The 16,866-nt window shown below is 73.8% G+C and carries 10 protein-coding genes and 2 pseudogenes; 5 read left to right on the top strand and 7 right to left on the bottom strand.

Annotation, left to right across the window (positions count from 1 at the left end; genetic code table 11):
* Nucleotides 1-2: 2 nt before the first annotated feature.
* Complete coding sequence (locus tag ACFWVP_RS07750; RefSeq protein WP_384494466.1) at nt 3-845, bottom strand: DUF4097 domain-containing protein; 843 nt, start codon at nt 843-845, stop codon at nt 3-5.
* A gap of 88 nt (nt 846-933) precedes the next feature.
* Nucleotides 934-1,452 carry a hypothetical protein gene (locus ACFWVP_RS07755; RefSeq protein ID WP_384494468.1) on the bottom strand — a complete coding sequence of 173 codons (519 nt, stop codon included), beginning with the start codon at nt 1,450-1,452 and terminating at the stop codon, nt 934-936.
* Between the two features lie 380 nt (nt 1,453-1,832).
* Here ACFWVP_RS07755 and ACFWVP_RS07760 point away from each other — a divergent pair, with 380 nt between their 5' ends.
* From ACFWVP_RS07760 to ACFWVP_RS07775, 4 genes and pseudogenes are all read left to right on the top strand, one after another.
* Nucleotides 1,833-2,708 (top strand): glycosyltransferase family 2 protein, encoded by an 876-nt coding sequence (locus tag ACFWVP_RS07760; protein ID WP_384494469.1) that lies wholly within the window; start codon nt 1,833-1,835, stop codon nt 2,706-2,708.
* Between the two features lie 408 nt (nt 2,709-3,116).
* Nucleotides 3,117-3,716, top strand: a pseudogene (locus ACFWVP_RS07765) (ATP-binding cassette domain-containing protein); the annotation flags it as partial.
* A 231-nt stretch (nt 3,717-3,947) separates the two neighbouring features.
* A pseudogene (locus tag ACFWVP_RS07770) lies at nt 3,948-4,593 on the top strand (ATP-binding cassette domain-containing protein); the annotation flags it as partial.
* Nucleotides 4,594-4,869: 276 nt separating this feature from the next.
* Entirely contained in the window at nt 4,870-5,607 is a 738-nt protein-coding gene (locus ACFWVP_RS07775) for a class E sortase (protein WP_384494471.1), read from the top strand.
* Between the two features lie 41 nt (nt 5,608-5,648).
* Here ACFWVP_RS07775 and ACFWVP_RS07780 read toward each other — a convergent pair whose 3' ends face one another.
* Together ACFWVP_RS07780 and ACFWVP_RS07785 are read right to left on the bottom strand one after the other, a co-directional pair.
* Nucleotides 5,649-8,156, bottom strand: a complete 2,508-nt coding sequence (locus ACFWVP_RS07780) for a glycoside hydrolase family 65 protein (protein ID WP_384494472.1) — start codon at nt 8,154-8,156, stop codon at nt 5,649-5,651.
* A complete protein-coding gene (locus tag ACFWVP_RS07785) occupies nt 8,156-8,917 on the bottom strand; it encodes an HAD family hydrolase (protein WP_384494474.1) in 762 nt (253 codons plus the stop codon). Before ACFWVP_RS07785 ends, ACFWVP_RS07780 begins: the two co-directional genes overlap by 1 nt.
* Before the next feature lie 130 nt (nt 8,918-9,047).
* Here ACFWVP_RS07785 and ACFWVP_RS07790 point away from each other — a divergent pair, with 130 nt between their 5' ends.
* Nucleotides 9,048-9,251, top strand: coding sequence for a hypothetical protein (locus ACFWVP_RS07790; RefSeq protein ID WP_384494476.1), 204 nt, complete (start codon nt 9,048-9,050; stop codon nt 9,249-9,251).
* A 13-nt stretch (nt 9,252-9,264) separates the two neighbouring features.
* Here the strand turns inward: ACFWVP_RS07790 and ACFWVP_RS07795 are convergent, their stop codons facing one another.
* The 3 genes from ACFWVP_RS07795 to ACFWVP_RS07805 all read right to left on the bottom strand — a co-directional run.
* Complete coding sequence (locus ACFWVP_RS07795) at nt 9,265-10,440, bottom strand: ricin-type beta-trefoil lectin domain protein (RefSeq protein ID WP_384494478.1); 1,176 nt, start codon at nt 10,438-10,440, stop codon at nt 9,265-9,267.
* 244 nt (nt 10,441-10,684) lie between these two features.
* On the bottom strand, nt 10,685-13,468 hold the full coding sequence (locus ACFWVP_RS07800; RefSeq protein WP_384494480.1) for a hypothetical protein: 2,784 nt from the start codon (nt 13,466-13,468) through the stop codon (nt 10,685-10,687).
* A 193-nt stretch (nt 13,469-13,661) separates the two neighbouring features.
* A partial coding sequence (locus ACFWVP_RS07805; RefSeq protein ID WP_384494482.1) for a lonely Cys domain-containing protein occupies nt 13,662-16,866 on the bottom strand: 3,205 nt, incomplete at its 5' end.

Below are 16,866 nucleotides of genomic sequence, written 5' to 3' on the forward strand. Positions count from 1 at the left end.
TCTCAGGCGCGGGCGCGGCGGACGTCGATGTTTCCGTGGCGCGTACGGGCGCGGACCTCGACGTTGTCCTCGGACTTCTCCGGGCCGCCTGACCCGCTCAGCGAGTTGTGCACGGCTCCGAAGCCGGAGCTGACGTCGAGCCAGGCGGCGGTGCCCTCGCGTACGCCCACGTCGATGGCCCCGTAGGAGGTCTCCAACTGGACGGACCCACGCGCGACTTCGGCGATCCGCAGCGTGCCGTTCGCGGTTCTGGCCTCGACGGAGGCGTGGGCGCGGTCGATGATGACGTCGCCGTTGGCACCGCTGACCCGCAGGTCGCCGGTGACGTCGCCGACACTGGTGGTGCCGTGCGCGTTCTTGAGTACGGCGATGCCCGCGACCGTACCGACGCGGATGCTGCCGGAGCTGGTGGTGATCTCGGCGGGCCCCTCGACGCGGTCCACGGTGACGGCCCCGTGGGGCGCGGTCAGGTGCAGCGGGCCGGTCGTGCCGAAGCGGACATCGCCCGACGAGGTCTTCACGCTTACCTCACCGAGGCGCCCTTCGCCGCGGACCTCGGCCCACCCGCCGGTCGCCTCCACCTGGGAGCCGGCCGGCAGGCATACGGTGATGTCGACGGTCCCGACGCGTCCGAGGACACCGGGCTTCGGCGTTTTGATCCGCAACGTGCCTCCGGAGTAGGTGACTTCGGCCTTCTCGGCGGCCCGCACGTCCTGGTCCTTCCTGGCGTCGCGAGGGGTTACGTCCACGACGGTGTCGGCACGGTCGGCCGCGGCGAACCGGATGGCTCCCGCGTCGACGTGGGCGTTGACCGAAATCGGGCTGGGGGTGTCGAAAGAAGGCATGGCTGTCCCGTCCTCCTGGGTCGTCCTGGATGTCGGTGGCGTCCCGACCGGCGGGACGTGGTGCGTGTGAAGTGGTCCGGAAGGGCGGCTAGCGCACCCAGCCCGTGAAGCTCCCGCCGATGCTCACGGCCTTCGCGGGCGTGCGGCGGGTGGCGGCGCCGCCCGTGTCGACCGCGGCCGAGACGACGCGTACGAGCCATGCGTTGACCGACAGGCCGTCACCGCCCGCCGCTTCCTCGGCGCGGGCCTTGAGGTGGGCGGGCAGGCGCAGGTTCACGCGGGCGGCGCCACCCTCGTCCGCACCGGCGGGAACCGGGGCCGGTGCGGGCGTCGGCGCGCCGAACGGTTCGATCCGGTCCTCGTACCGCGGCAGCACCACCACGAAGTCGGGGTCGAGGCCGCGCAGTCGTACGTCGACCGAGCCGGGAGCGATTTCACGGGTGATCTCGTCCATGGCCGCGGACAGCACATCCAGCAGTGCCAGCCGGGTGGCCGACTCCAGCGGCACGGTCAGCCGCTCGGCGAGATCGCGGGCTTCGTCATCCCCGGCCTCGACGGCCGCGGCCAGTTCCCTGCGGAGTGTTTCGACGTACGGCGTGAGGTCCATGACGCAATACTGGCATCACTATGGCGCCATGCGCAAGCTCTTAGGTGCCATGAGTGACTCACGACTGTGCGCAGCACAGGCCATGTTCCAGTTTTCGCAGGTCGGAAGACATGGCACCGCGCTGCGCCAATTTGTCTCTGCTCGGCATCGAGTGGCGTCACGTGGGGTCGATCGCGCGCTCCCGCTCCCGTGCACGGCGCGGGCGTCGGGTCCTCCCGGCCGCCTGCTCCGGAGCCCTCGGAGCCCCGTGGCACCCCTGGGATGCCTCGGTGCGCCGATCGGCATGGACGGCACGTCGAGGACATGCGTGTGAGGCGCCGAGGCGGAGATGTCGCGCGGCACTAGCATCGGCACTCCGCCGACCTCCGGAGTTCACCACCATGTCCCTGCCGCGCATCGGAGTCGTCATCGTGACCATGGGCACGCGCCCACGGGAGCTGGAGGCCCTGCTCGCTTCGGTGGCGAAGCAGGACGTTCCCGCCACGCGTGTGGTGCTGGTGGGCAACGCGACACCACTCACCGAGGTCGCGACGGCTGCGGTCAAGATCCCGCTCCAGGAGAATCTGGGCTGTCCGGGCGGGCGCAACGTCGGTCTGCGGACGCTGCTCGACTCGGGCGAGGTCGATGTCGCCGTCGAGCTGGACGACGACGGCCTGCTCATCGCCGACGACGTGTTCCGCACGGTCCAAAGGCTGTTCACAGAGGACCCGGAGCTCGGGATCATCGGTTTCAGGGTCGCCGACGAACACGGCCACACGGAGCGGCGCTGGGTGCCCCGGCTGCGCGCGGACGATCCGATGCGCCGCGGCCCGGTGACCGCCTTCCTCGGCGGCGGCCACGCCTTCTCGCTGCCGATGCTCCGGCAGATCGGCCTGTGGCCCGCGGAGTTCTTCTTCGGACATGAGGAGTCCGATCTGGGCTGGCGGGCGCTCGACGCGGGCTGGACGATCCTCTACGAACCCGAGCTCGTCCTCCAGCACCCGAAGACGTCCCCCGCCCGGCACGCGGGCCACTACCGGTACACCGCCCGCAACCGCGTCTGGCTCGCCCGCCGTCGGCTGCCGGTGCCCCTCGTCCCCGTCTACCTCGGCGTGTGGATCCTTCTCACCATGATGCGGATGCGGTCCCTGACCGGTCTGAAAGCCTGGTGGGGCGGCTTCGCCGAGGGCGTGCGGACCCCGTGCGGGCCTCGCAGGCCGATGAGGTGGCTCACGGTCTGGCGCATGACCCGGCTGGGCCGCCCGCCGATCCTCTGACCGCCGGCTCGCCTACCGCCGGCTCGCCGATCGCCGACGGGTACGTCGTCGCCCTGACCGCAGCGGGCCCGGCCCGGGGAGGACGGGCCCGCCCGCACCGGCTGCCCGGCGTAAATGCCCGGACGTCCGGAGACCGTCCGGTGTACCGTTTTCGAGTCCTGTTGTCTCCGATAGAGGTGGACGTTGCGCATCTGAGGTCCGCGATCATCGCGCGGTACGGCCCTGCCGTAACCCGTCACGCCCTGTCGGCCTTCCTGCCGCCCGTGACCCCGCGTGGATGCGACCTCGGTGCATGAGCCGTCCCCCGCCCTCCGGAGGACCGCACCCCTTTCCCTTCCCGGCCCGGGTCGCCGCGTGGTGCTCGCATACGAAGCCCCTGTTCACACGCTTGCGACTGCGAGGACCACCATGTCCCACCCCCTCACGCCCACGGCCTCCCTCACCTGCTCGGCCCTGTCCTTCCGGTGGCCGGACGGCACCGAGGTCTTCGACGGGCTCTCGCTCGCCATCGGCCGGGGCCGCACGGGCCTCGTCGGCACCAACGGGTCCGGCAAGTCCACCCTGCTGCGCCTGCTCGCCGGCCGGCTGCGGCCCTCCCACGGTTCGGTGACCGTCGGCGGCGCCCTCGCCTACCTCCCGCAGAACCTCACCCTCGACACCGAACTCCGCGTCGACGTGGCCCTCGGCATCGCCGGGCGGCGTGCGGCGCTGCGCGCCATCGAGTCCGGGGACGTCGCCGACGAGCACTTCGAGACGATCGGGGACGACTGGGACGTCGAGGAGCGGGCCCTGGCGACCCTGGGGTCGCTCGGCCTCGGCGGCGTCGGCCTGGACCGCACCGTGGGGCAGCTGTCCGGCGGTGAGACCGTCCTGCTGCGCCTGGCCGCACTGCTGCTGGAACGCCCGGACGTCACTCTGCTCGACGAGCCCACGAACAACCTCGACGTGTTCGCGCGCCGTCGGCTGTACGAGGCCGTGGAGTCCTGGCGCTCCGGCGTGCTCGTCGTGGTCAGCCACGACCGTGACCTGCTGGAACGGGTCGACCGCATCGCCGAGCTGCGCGCCGGGTCGGTGAGCTGGTACGGCGGCGGCTGGTCGGCGTACGAGGAGGCGCTGGCCACCCAGCAGGAGGCGGCGGGGCGCGTGTTGCGGGCCGCCGAGTCCGACGTGCGGCGCCAGAAGCGCGAGCTGGAGGAGACCCAGGTCAAGGTGGACCGGCGGCAGCGGCACAACAAGAAGATGGATGCCCAGCGGCGCGCCCCGAGGATCGTGGCGGGAGCGCACAAGAGGTCGTCCCAGGAGGCGGCGGGCAAGCTCCGCGGGCTGCACGAGGACCGGCTCCAGGAGGCACGGGAGCGGCTCGACGAGGCCTCGGACGCGATCCGCGACGATGCCGAGATCCGGGTGGACCTCCCGCACACCGCCGTACCCGCGGGCCGCACCGTCCTCAGTGCGCGCGGGCTGCGGCCCCGCTTCGGAACGCTCCGTGACGGGGAGCTCGACGTCCGGGGTCCGGAACGCATCGCGCTGGTCGGGCGCAACGGCGCCGGCAAGACGACGCTGCTGCGCACCCTCACGGGGGAGCTCGCGCCGCTGTCCGGCGAGGCCAGGACCTTCGTACCGCTGCGCTTCCTGCCGCAGCGGCTGGATGTGCTGGACGAGGGGCTGAGCGTCGCGGCGAACGTGGCCCGCACGGCACCGGGGGTCACCGACAACCACATCCGCTCCCAGCTCGCCCGGTTCCTGTTCAAGGGGGCGCGGGCCGAGCAGCTCGCGGGCACCCTCTCGGGCGGTGAGCGTTTCCGGGCCGCCCTCGCGGCGACGATGCTCGCGGCACCGGCCCCGCAGCTCCTGATGATGGACGAGCCGACCAACAACCTGGACCTGGCCAGTGTCCGGCAGCTGGCGGGTGCGCTCGACGCCTACGAGGGCGCGCTCGTGATCGCCGGGCACGACCTGGCGTTCCTGGAGTCGGTCGGCATCACCCGCTGGCTGCTCGTCGGGGAGGAGCTGCGGGAGACCACCGCCGAGGAGGTGCGCGAGCTGCTCGACGCCCCGGACCCGGGCGTGTGAGGGCCGCCGGTGTTGTACTGGAAGGAGGCGGGCCCGCACCTCCCGGCCCGCCCCCCGGCACACACCGGCTACCGAATCCCGGTCCCCCATGCATCCTCTCCACGGACTCCGCAGAGCGCCCCGGGCGGTCGCGGGCGCGGCGGCCGTCGTCCTCGCGACCGGCTGTGCGGCGGTGGCCGCCGAGTCACCCCCGGACGCGACGCCCGTCGCCACAGCCCCCGCCAAGGCCTCCGCCGCGGTCGCCGCAGCCGGTACCGCCGCCCCGGCACCCGCCGCCCCGCCCGTGCGGCCCCCGGCCGACCGGACCGACCCGCGTACCGGGACGGCGAGGCTGACGATCCCCCAGATCGGCCTCACGGATCTGCGCGTCGTTCCGTACGAGGGCACGACGGACGACCGGGCGGGGACCCGTATCCAGGACCGTGGTGTCGCCGCGAGTCCGTACGGTGAGGAGGGCGGCGTGGGTCCCGGCGAGGTCGGGAACTACCTGGTGACGGCACACCGGCTCTCCGCGGGCGGGCCGCTGCGCGACCTCCCGTCCCTGGACGAGGGCGACACCGTCCTCGTCACGGCGGGCGGCACGGTGTACGCGTACGAGATCACCGGGACGCGGGAGACGTCGTTCCGGTCCGGGCGTTCCCTGGCCGAGCAGCGGGCCGAGGTCCCCGGCGAGCCGGGTGAGAGGCCGGCCCGGGCGATGATCACCCTCTCCACGTGTGCGACGCCGGAGGACGACGCCGCCGGGAACCACTGGCGCGACAGCAACGGCAATCCGGAGCACCGCATCGACAAGATCGGCGTGCTGGTGTCCTCGCGGCCGTCCTGACCTCCCTGCCCCGCCGTCCCTTTCGACCCGGACAGGCCGGGTCACTCCTCGGGCAGTTCGAGCCACCGGGCCGTGCCGGGAGCGATCACATAGGTGTGCCCGCCCAGCACGACCCGCACGCCCGGCCTGCCGTCGTCGGGCACGGCGATCCTGAGGCGCTCGGCGCGGATGCGCAGGTCCACGTCCCAGTGCCGGCGGAAGCGGAGGCGCACCCCGAACTTCGACAGCTGGGGAAGTGTGGCCGGGCTCAGCCACAGCGCGTCCTCCCGGGTCTCCAGACCCGTCATGCCGCGCTGGACGAAGTCGAGGGTGCCGGCCATCGCCCCCAGGTGGATGCCCTCCTCCGTCGTGCCGTCCTGGATGTCGGCCACGTCGCCGGTGAGTGCCTCCTCGCAGTACGTCCACGCGTCGTCGCGGTGCACCCTGGCGAGCACCCAGGCGTGGACGAGGGAGCTGAGCGTGGAGCCGTGGCTCGTACGGGCCACGTAGTAGTCGACCGTGGTCCGCCAGGTTTCGTCGTCGAGTTCGTGGCCGAGCCGCCGGAACAGCGCGGCGAGTTCCTGGGGGGAGAAGAGGTAGCCGAGCATCAGGACGTCGGCCTGCTTGGAAGCCTGGTAGCGGTTGACGGTGTCGTCCTCCGCCTCCATGATCCGGTCGAGCCGCCGGATGTCCCCGTACTTCTTCCGGTAGCCCTCCCAGTCGAGTTCGGCCAGGTCGCCGTAGCCGGCGAACTGGCTGATGACGCCCCGGTGGTACGGCACGTGCAGCCGGTGGGAGATGTCGTCCCAGCGGGACAGCTCGGCGGGGTCGAGCCCGATCCGGTCCAGGAGCTGACGGCACCTGCTGTCGGGCAGGTCGTGGCAGAGTTCGCCCGCGCGGGCCAGGACCCAGGCCGCCGTCACGTTGGTGTAGGCGTTGTCGTCGAGCCCCGCGACCATGGCGTCCGGGTAGGCGTCGTGGTACTCGTCGGGACCGACGACCCCCCGGATGCGGTACCGGCCCAGTCCGTCGTCCCAGGTGGCGCTGTCGGCCCAGAAGCGGGCGATCCGCAGCATCATCTCGGCGCCCTTGGAGTACAGGTACTCCGTGTCACCGGTGGCCTGGCAGTACTGCCACACGTTGTACGCGACCGCCGAGCCGACGTGGTGCTGCAGCCGCGAGCGGTCGGCCAGCCAGCGGCCCGAGCGCGGGTTGAGGTGGACCTCCTGGGTCTCCTCACGTCCCTCGGCGGCACTCTGCCACGGGTACATCGCCCCGGCCCTGCCCGCCTCGCGCGCCGCGCGGCAGGCCGCGGGCAGCCTCCGGTAGCGGTAGTCGAGCAACCCCCTTGAGATCTCGGGGAGATGGAGGTTCAGGAACGGCAGGACGAAGAGCTCGTCCCAGAAGACGTGGCCCCGGTACGCCTCGCCGTGCAGCCCTCTGGCCGGTACCCCGACATCGAGCTCGGCGGTGTGCGGGGAGAGGGTCTGCAGGACGTGGAAGAGGTGCAGCCGCAGGATGCGGCCCGGCTCCCCCGGCACCTCCAGTCGGGCCTGCTGCCACAGGTTGGCCCAGGCCCCGCGGTGCGAGGCGAGCAGTCCGGCGTAGGCCGGGGCGCGGCGGACCGCGGACACGGCGGCCTGCCGGGGGCTGCCGATCGCCGGGTCGCGGGAGGTGTACAGCGCGATCGTCTTGTCGACGGCGGCGCCGGCGTCCGGTCCCAGCGGCAGCACGAGGGTCTGCAGGACGGAGCGCGGCATCTGCCGGGGCAGTGCCCGGTGGTTCCTCCCGGCCGCCGGACCGCCGTTCCCAGCCGGACCGTTCCCGGCCGGACCGTTGGCAGCCGGACCGTTGGCAGGTGGGGCGCCCTTCGCGGAACCGTTCACCCCGGCTCCGCTCACGGCCACGGTGCGGGCGGCGAGGGCGACGGTGATGTCGGATTCCACCGTGCGGCAGCGCAGCCAGACCGTGGAGCCGGGCTCCGTGCCGGTCTCCCAGCCGGTCAGATGGCGGTTCGCGAGGTCCCGGTACCGCGCGACCCCGGTGTTGCGTACGTCGCCGTCGATCGCGGACTCCACCTCCACCTCGCCCGCCCAGCCTTCGGCGGTGAACTCCGTGTGCAGCGCGGCGAGATGGGGGTCGCCCATGTGCACCAGGCGGTCCTGCTCCACGGTCAGCCTGCGGCCGGCCCCGTCCTCGTACACGGACCGGCGGGTCAGGGTCCCGCCGCGCAGGTCGAGCGACTGGCGGTGGTCCACCAGGTGCGGGTGGTCGGGGGACAGCCAGGGGCCGGGAGGCGCTCCCGCCGGGTGGATGCGGTAGCGCAGGGGCAGCCAGTCGGGGAGGTTGACCATGTCCTCGTTCTCGACCTGGCGGCCCTGGACGGCGGAGGTCAGGCGGTTGTAGCAGCCCGCCACATAGGTGCCCGGGTAGTGCGGCCCGCCCGCGGGGGCCTCCGTTGCGGCTCCCCGGGTGGCGAAGTAGCCGTTGCCCAGGGTGCACAGCGCCTCGCGCAGGCGTTCCTTCGCCGGGTCGTACCCCTCGTAGGACCAGGCCCAGGCCCGCGCCATCAGTCGTCCCCGCCGATCAGCAGGTCCCCGGGATCGGGGACCACGACGTCGGCGCCGTGGTGGCGCAGGTCGGCGGCTCCGGCGGGGGTGTGCGTACGGTCGACGCCGACGACCAGCCCGAAGCCGCCTCTGCGGCCCGCCGCCACTCCCGCGAGGGCGTCCTCCACGACGGCGGTGTCCTCCACGGGGGTGCGCAGCCGCCGGGCCGCCTCCACGAAGAGGGCGGGGTCCGGCTTGCCGGGCAGTCCGAGCCGGCGCGCCTCGTTTCCGTCGACCACGGTCTCGAACAGGTCCAGGAGACCGGCCCCGGACAGCAGTTCCGTCGCGTGCCGGGAGGCGGAGGCCGCGGCGCAGGGCACCCGCCGCTCCTTCAGCACGTGCAGGAGGCGGACCGTGCCCGGCCAGACGGCGACCGGGGCGGCGCGCAGGCTCTCCGTGAACGCCTCGTCCTTGCGGGCGGCGACGGCCCACACCGTCGCCGTGCCCGGCGGGTCGTCGGGGCTTCCTTCGGGGAGGTCCAGCCCGCGTGACGCGAGGAAGGCCGCCGCGCCGTCCTTCCTCGACCGGCCGTCGACATGGCGCCGGTAGTCGCCGTCCTCGTCGAAGGGGCGCTGCCCCTCGTGCGACGACAGACAGGCGTCGAACGCCTTCTTCCAGGCGGCGGCGTGCACCGGCGCGGAGTCGGTGATCACCCCGTCCGTGTCGAAGACCACGGCGCGCACGGAACGCAGGCACGCGGCAGGAGACAGTACGGCTGCCATGAGCGGGTGGTCCCTTCGTCGGGTGTCCCCCTTCCATGGCACCAGGTTCCGGCGGCGGGCGCCTTTCCTGGGGCCCGGGTAAAGAATGCCAAAAGTCTCGCTTTGCACCCTTTTGGGCTACCGTAAATACATGGCCAGTACCAAGCGTCAGACCCAGAGGCAGGCGGAGTACGCGTGTCCGGCCTGCAAGCACACCGTCGCGACCGTGTTGGCGCGGCACAAGACCCTCGGCATCTTCGTCCCGCTGTGGGGCCCCGGCCCGTGCCGGAACCCCGCGTGCGGCAGGTTCGTGAGCGAGGACGAGTCCGAGCCGACGGAGCACGCGGGCCGCTGAGCCCGCGCCCCGGTCAGGCCTTGGACCAGGTCTGGTTGGGGCTGCCGGAGCAGGGGAAGAGCACGGCCGGAGTGCCGTTCGCGGTGCCCGCGCCGTAGATGTCCACGCACTTCGTCGCGATCCGGGCCACCAGGTCCTGCGTGGAGTTGAGGTAGAACTGCTGGGCCGCGTTGCCGCTGCAGTGGGCGACCTGGATCGCGGTGCGATCGTCCGTCGACGCCCACGCCACGTCCATGCACATGCCCATCGCCCGCACGGTGCCGTCCGCCCTGAAGTCCCAGCGCTGGGCCGCCGATCCGTCGCAGGTCCACAGTCGCAGCTGGGTGCCGTCCTTGCCGGTGCCCGCGCTCAGGCACTTGCCCGACTGGGCGCTGACCAGGGCGCGTCCGGGCGGTACGACGGCCGCCTTCTTCGTGTTGGCCGCGGCCGTCGCCTTCGGCTTCGGCGAGACGGCGGTCCTCTTCTTCGGCGCGGGCTCGTCCGCCGCCCCCGCACCGGCACCGGTACCGCTCACGGACGCGGACGCGGCGGGCTGGCCCGGTATCTTCGCGGATTTCGGTTTGCCCGGCTTCGGTGACGGCGAGGGGGATGCCGACGGGGACGAGGATTCGGCGCTGTAGGCCCCCGGCCGCACAAGGGGGTCGTCCTGGAGGACGGTGCCCGCGGTGGGCGCCGCGACGAGACCCTTCGCCGAATCGTCACGCCCGCCGTCCGAGGCCAGGACGATCGGCAGCGCGAGCAGCAGCGATCCCACGATCGCGGCGGCGGCCAGCAGCGGCTTCTTGGGGCGCCCCGCCGCATGTGCCTCGCCGGTACCGGCCGCGTCGCCGGGCGGGGACGCCGAGGCCGCCACCGCGGCCCGGGGCTCGCCCGTCGTCGCCCGGGTCTCGGCCTCCGGCTCCGCGCCCTCGGCCGCCGGGGCCACCTCGCCCTCGGGCTCGGCGGCGGTGGTGGCGGTGGCGGCGGTCGCGGTGGCGGCCTCGCCTTCCGGGGCGGGGGCCTGTCGGGATGCGGGGGCGGTCCGGCGCGCGGCGGTGGCCGCCGGGGTCAGAGCACCTACAGGGGCTCCGGGCGCCGTCGGGAGGGTGACCGCCTGACGCACGGCGGGCGGACCCGCCGCCGCCGGGTCGGCCGGCGGGGAGGCCGCTGCGGTGGCCTCGGGTTCCTCGGAAGCTCGGGGAGCGGACATCGGATCAATCCTCCGTGGGATAGGGGGACGGGGACGGGCCCGCCGGGGTCAGGAGAACAGCCACAGGGGGTCGTCCCGGTCCGAGCAGTCGAACGGCATCAGGTCGGCGCCCCGGCCACCGAAACCTCGGGGCCCACGACGTCCAGGCATTGGCCGTTGCCCGCGTGGTTACGGTCCGGACGGCACCGTCGCAGGGCCGTCACCCGTCGCACCGCCGTTCCCATGATTCCTTCTTGACTACGCATCAGCCCATCCTGCCGTTGCCGTGGGAGCCGACCGGACCGGAGCAGCGGTCCGGCCAGGAGGACGGTCCCGCCCCGGCGGGGTGGCCGCTCAGTGAGGCGTCCAGGCGCGCGAGCGCGGCGCGGTCCTGGTCGTCGAGCGGTTCCTGCCCGGGGGCGGCCGACGCCGGGGCGCCGGGGAGTTCACGCAGCAGGATCAGGGAAGAGGCGACGTCCGTACGGACGTCGAGGACCCTGAACACCGTTCCCGGCAGGAACACCACCTCTTCGGTACGCGCGTCGGGCGCCGGCCCGTCGAACAGCTGCCGTACGCGCCGCCCGGTGACCGACCATATCGCGTACCGCGTACCGCCCGGCGCCGGAGCACCGCCCTCGACCGGCAGCGCACTGACCGGACCGGGGTCCCGCAAGCAGCCACCCGGCACCGGCAGTTCACCTTCCGGGGCGCCCCGCACTGCCGCGCCCCGGAAGGCGGGCAGGCGGCGCAGCCCGGACGCCACGCAGGCCACGTACGGCAGCAGCCGTTCGTCCCCCGTACGCAGGGCGAGGTGCAGGGCGGTATGGCTCAACGGGCCCTCGCGGCCACGGACATAGAGCTGCGCGGCGATCAGGTCGGCCCTGGCCGCCTCCTGCTCCTGCCCGCGCAGTGCGGGCATCCGCGTGAGCATGCGGGCCACCGCGGCCCCGTGCCGTTCCCATCCGGACTCCGCGAGCACCCGGAACGCGGCCCGCTCGGCGTCGGTGCTGCTGTACCCCGGGAGGAACGGAACCGGTTCGAGCGGCGGGGCGGATGTCTGTGAGGGGGCGACCTCGGATACTCCGGATGCCGTCGGGGCGGGCACGGCCGGGGCAGGCACGGCCGGGGCAGGCACGGCCGGGGCAGGCACGGCCGGGCCCGGCGACGAGGACGTGGAGAGGACCCGCGCGGGCGGGGCGGCGGGGGCGGGTTCGGGGGCGGATGCCTTCGGGGTGGACGTCCTCGGGGCGGATGCGGTCGGGGCGGATGCCTTCGGAACGGCCGGTTTCGGAGCGGCCGGCTCCGGGGCGGCCGGCTCCGGGGCGGCCGGCTCCGGGGCGGACACCGTAGTCGCCGTGGCCTGCGCCACCGCACTCGCCGTGGGCGACGGCGCGGGCTCGGCCGCTTCCGGTGCGCTCGTGGGCGTGGACCCCTCCGTGCCGGACGCCGGGGCGGTCGGCGGAGCAGGATCAGTCGCCGTCACCGGTTCCGTATCCGGTTCCAGGAGTTCGGCCAGCGGGATCCGTCTCGACGCCGCAGGAACGGGCACCGAAGCGGACGCAGGAGCGGGCAGCACGGGAACAGGCACCCCGGCCTCCGATCGAACCGGTGCCGGTGCCGGTGCCCGCGTCGCTGCCGGCACCGCTGCGGACGCGGGCGCGCGGAGCCTGCCGAAGCGGAGGCTCCGTACGTTGTGACGCCCCGCCACACCACGCAGGGCGCGTCCGCCGTCCACACACGTGCCGTGCACCATCAGCCGGGCCCGGGAGCAGACATGCGTTCCCAGCGCGGTGAGCAGCCGCGAAAGCTCCGGCCAGAGCGACATGTCCAGGGGTTCCCCGGGGCGGCCCACCTCGATCAGCGGCCCGTCGGCGGCCACCGGGCGTGCCGCGAGCGGCACGGGGGCTCCGTCCGGTCCGCTGATCCACAGGCCGGCCCGTGTGAAGGTGACCTGCCAGCGGTCGGAGAGCGGCAGCACGCCCTGTTCCCCCCGGCCGCGCCCCGGCATCGGGGAGCTCCACCGGAGCAGCCGGGGCGCCGGGGCGGCCTCGCCCGGCACCTTCGCCGGGGCGCAGACCACGGCGTCGACGTACGGGTGCCAGCGCGGGTTGCCGTCCGCGTCGGCGAGCGTGGCCCGTACGCCGTGCCGGGCCGTCAGTCCGCCCGTGGGCAGCAGCGGCAGTCCTGTGTGGACCACCACCTCGTGGCCGAGCGTGCCGGCGAGCGAGCGGCCGGTCTCCAGTACGTCGCGGCGTCCGCCCGGCGCGATCCTGATCCGGGAACGTGCCGCGGGCGGCAGGGAGTCGACAGCCTCGCCGACGTCGGTGGTCAGCACGTCCTCCCCGTCGGGCACGCCGACCAGGACGAGCGGGCCGTGCCGGTCGACGGGTATCGCGTAGCAGAGGTCGCCGAGGCGCGGGGCGAGAGCGTCCTTGGGCCGGACGAGCAGGCCCGCCGGTATCTGCTCGACGACGCATCCGCCCGCGGTGACCGGTTGCGGGCCCGGCGGGCCGGGCTGCCAGGCCGGAGCGGGCTGCCGGGGCCCCAGCGCGACCGGCTCGGCGCCGGGCGCGAAGCGCCACCAGCTGCCGCTGTCCCGGGATCCGGGTCGCAGCCCGGGCACGAAGAGGCCGCCGCCGGGGACGACGAGGACGACCGTGTCGGGCGCGATGACCTCCATGCCCCACGCCTCGGCGATGCGGCGGGCCGGCGCCTCGTGGCCCGGACGGTCGTACCCCGCACCGGACATGACCAGTCTGACGGAGGTGACGTCCTCCTCGCGGAGGGAGTCGAGCAGGGTGGCGAGGCGTGGCCACAGCGCGTCCGCCGTCGACTCGTCCGTCCCCGTCACGACGGTCACCGTGCCGTCGTCCGAGGGCAGGGACCGGGCCAGCTCGTCGACGTCTGCGGCGCTCAGCGCGTCGTCGGACGACAGGCGGAGCAGCACGATTCCGTCGTACTCCTCGACGGCGAACACCGGCTCGTCCCGGGCCTGCGGCCCGTCGGTGTGCCCGGACGTCCCCCTGCGTCTCAGGGACCACCGGCTCACTGCCCGGCTCCGAGCTCAGTCATACGGTCCTCACGTGTCGAAGCGCGCCAAAGATCCCCTACCCAGACCATCAAGGGGGCGATAACCATTCTGCGTCACACGGCTGTTGACAGGTGAAGCCTGGATGAACACACGGCAACGGGGCACAGCCGACCGCGCCCGGCACCACGCAGCGCGGGTGTACGGGCGTCGGTCACCTGCTGCCGTGCGGAACGGGTACCGCCTCGTCCAGCAGGAATCCGGGTTCGCCGACGGGCGGCACCGAAGTGGCCGGCTCCGGCTGCGCGTCCCCGGGCCGGACGACGGACCACGACTCCGACGCCGGTCCCTGCGCGCTCGTCGAGTCGCGGATGACGACGACGGCGTACGTACCGGTCGGCCCTGGGGAGCCGGTCAGGAACACCTTGTCCGTGGTGGACCAGACCCCCCGGCCCGTCACCCCGCCGACGACGGCACGCGGATCGGTGCCGGTCACCGTTCCCGCCTCCCGGACGGCGAGCACCACGTCGACACTCAGCGGACGTCCGACCAGCTCCCGGTCGCGTGACAGTAGTTCACCGACCTCGTCGTAGGGCACCCGCAGGACGGGGCTGCCGGGGAAGGACATCAGGACGTACGTGGAGTTCCCGGGGGCCCAGACGACGTACGGATCGGGGCTCCCCGGGGCCGTCCACGGCGCCGGGGCCTGTGTGCCGGGCCGGTGGCCGCCGGACGGCTGGGGCACGGCCGTGACGAGTCGCCGTGTGGACAGGCGTCCGGGCTGCTGCGCGTTCAGGAACCACGTACGGCCCGCCACGCCGCCGTCGGGGCCGAGCAGTCGGGTCTCCGGTGCGAGGGCACCGAGCACCTCCAGGTGGAACGCCGCCAGGGCCGCCGGGTTGTCCAGGTCTCGTCCGGCCGCTGCCGCCCGGGCCACCAGGTCGATGACCTCCTCGCGCCGTGCCGGGTCGGGCCGGTCCCGGTGCAGGATCCTCGCCCCGGCGGCGTCGGGGTCCGGGGTCCGGCGCTCCCACTCCAGGGCGGCCGCCATCGCCCGGAAGAGCTGGGCCCGCAGGACCGGACCGGTCTCCGTACCGGCCGCCGGCCGCAGGACCCGGGCGGCTTCGGCGTCGAGGGCCGCCGGGTCGGTGAAGGCGGCCAGCTTCCGTGCCGCCGCGACGAGCGAGGGCAGGGGCAGGAACGCGGTGAGCGCCGTGCCGGAGGCCGACGCCGATGCCGTGGCCGCGTGCAGCAGGGCGGCACGGTGGTCGGCCGGGGTGAGCGCGGTGTCCGTCCCGGCGTCGGGGCGCGGCCCCCGGATCGCGCGTACGGCCTGCTCCAGGAGGTCCATGGTGAACGGTGTGTTCCCGGCCAGCGACGGGTCGTTCGCCCGCATCGTCTCCAGCGCCCCCGCTCCCGCCAGGAGCCGGGGGTACGAGGGGTCCTGGTCGATGCCCGCGCCGAGGACGATCCGCAGCGCACGCACCAGGCGCAGGGTCGCGTCCCGGACCTCCGGAGGGGCGGGGCCGTCGTCCGGATGCAGGCCCGCCGTGCGGGCCGCCTCGTCGAGCGCACTGCCGGTGGGCTCGGGCCGGTACTCGACCCAGCGCCCCCGCCTGCCCTGCGGGTCGGTGCTCATGATGCGGACGTGGCCGCCGCCCTGCTGTGCGCCGAGCTGTTGGATCCCGCTCGGCCGGGTGGAGCCGAAGACCGTACGGCCGGTCTCGTTGGCGGTGTGCTGGGCGTCGCTGACGGTGGCCAGGCGGTCGGCCACGTACGGATCCAGCGGGGAGTCCCCGTTGAAGAAGTCCCGGCTCTCCGGCGTGGCGTGCCAGCAGGCGTCCATCACGATCACATGGTCGTCGGAGAGCCGGGCCACGCTCGGCCTGCGCTTGAGGAATCCGCCGGTCCGGGGGCCGCGCGCGTGGTGGACGCCGCCGCCCTTCAGGACCATCTCAGTGACGCCCGGGAAGCCGTGGACGGCGAAGAAGTAGGCGGGGCGGCCCGCCCAGGGCACCGGGTCGGGGTCCTGGGTCAGGACGCCGGTGACCGGGTTCTGGTGCCAGAGCTCGGTGGTGTCCGGCATCTTCCGCATGAGCCCCGCGAAGCGCGCGGCCTCCTCCGGCTGGAAGACGAACCGTCCGACGGACCGCCCTTCGTCCGAGACCTGGGTGTACGAGACCACCTCGCTCTCCCAGTCCGGCGCGTCCTGACGTGCGGCGTCGTCGGGCACCTGGCCCGGCTCGTCGGCGATCCAGACCCCTGCGGCCTCACCGGGGCGCTGTTCCGGGGAGACGGTGGCGGGACCGTCCTGGGTCTGCGGTGTGAAGCGGAGCCGGCCGCTGTGGGACCAGGTCGTACGGCCGGTCCGGTCGGCGGCCAGGCGCGGCAGGTCCAGGCCCCCGGCGCCCGCCTCCGGGACCAGCAGGACCACCGGGACGTCGGCCGGAAGGGCGGCCAGCACCGGGTCCATGGCCAGCAGTTCGGCGAAGACCTCGGACGGCACGCGGTGCGGAGTACCGTCGCCGTCCAGGACGACGACGTGGTCCTGGCCGCCCTCGGACGCCAGGACGACGTACGGGGCCGGGCCGTCGCCGTCGAACACGGGGACGCCCTGCGGCTGTTGGACGGACCGGCCCGCTCCCGTCAGGTCCAGGCGCGTGATCTTTCCGCCGGTCCAGTTCCGGCCCCGGCTGCCGCCCGTCCGGGGCAGCGTACGGGCGACGGAGAACACGCCTTCGAGGACGAGACGGAACGCGGCCAGCTCCGCCAGACCCACCGCGCCTTCGGTGTTCTCGTCCAGTGCCACCCGGAACAGCTCGCCGTGCTGCGCCTTGGTCACGACGTCGTGCTCGCCCAGACCCAGCACGTACCGCGTGACCGCGTCCAGGTCGAACGGGCCCTCGCGCAGAGCCAATCCGGGTCCGGCCCGGCGCAGGGTGTCCAGCCGCTCCAAGGTGTCACGCAGGGCCGGGTAGAGCGCGTGGTCCCCGATGCCGGGGCCGTAGAGGTCCACCAGGATCTGGTGGTGGTCCGGTTCGGCGGGCGGACTGTCCTCGCGGTCCTCCCCGTCGCTGTCCTCGCCGTCCTCCCAGTCCAGGATCATGTCGAGGGAGTCGACGGAGCTGCCCGGGGACGACGGTTCGGGGGAGTTGAGCAGCAGGTGCGTCGGCGAGGTCCCGGACACCTCCGGCTCAGCCTCAGCCTCAGGCTCCGGCGGTGGCGGTGGCGGTGTGGCGGATTCGGCCCGGTGGCGCAGGAGGAGGCGCAGCTGCTGCGGAGTAAGTTCCAGTCCGTCCACGGGCAGTCGGCCACCGAGGAGAACCGCCTCCATGGACCGGCCGGCGGACAGCTCCACCCCGATCGCGTCGAGTTCCTCGGTCGACACCGTCCCTTCAACGGTCGGCGGCGCGGTGTCC

The organism is Streptomyces sp. NPDC058637 (genome assembly GCF_042717325.1).
Lineage (GTDB): Bacteria > Actinomycetota > Actinomycetes > Streptomycetales > Streptomycetaceae > Streptomyces.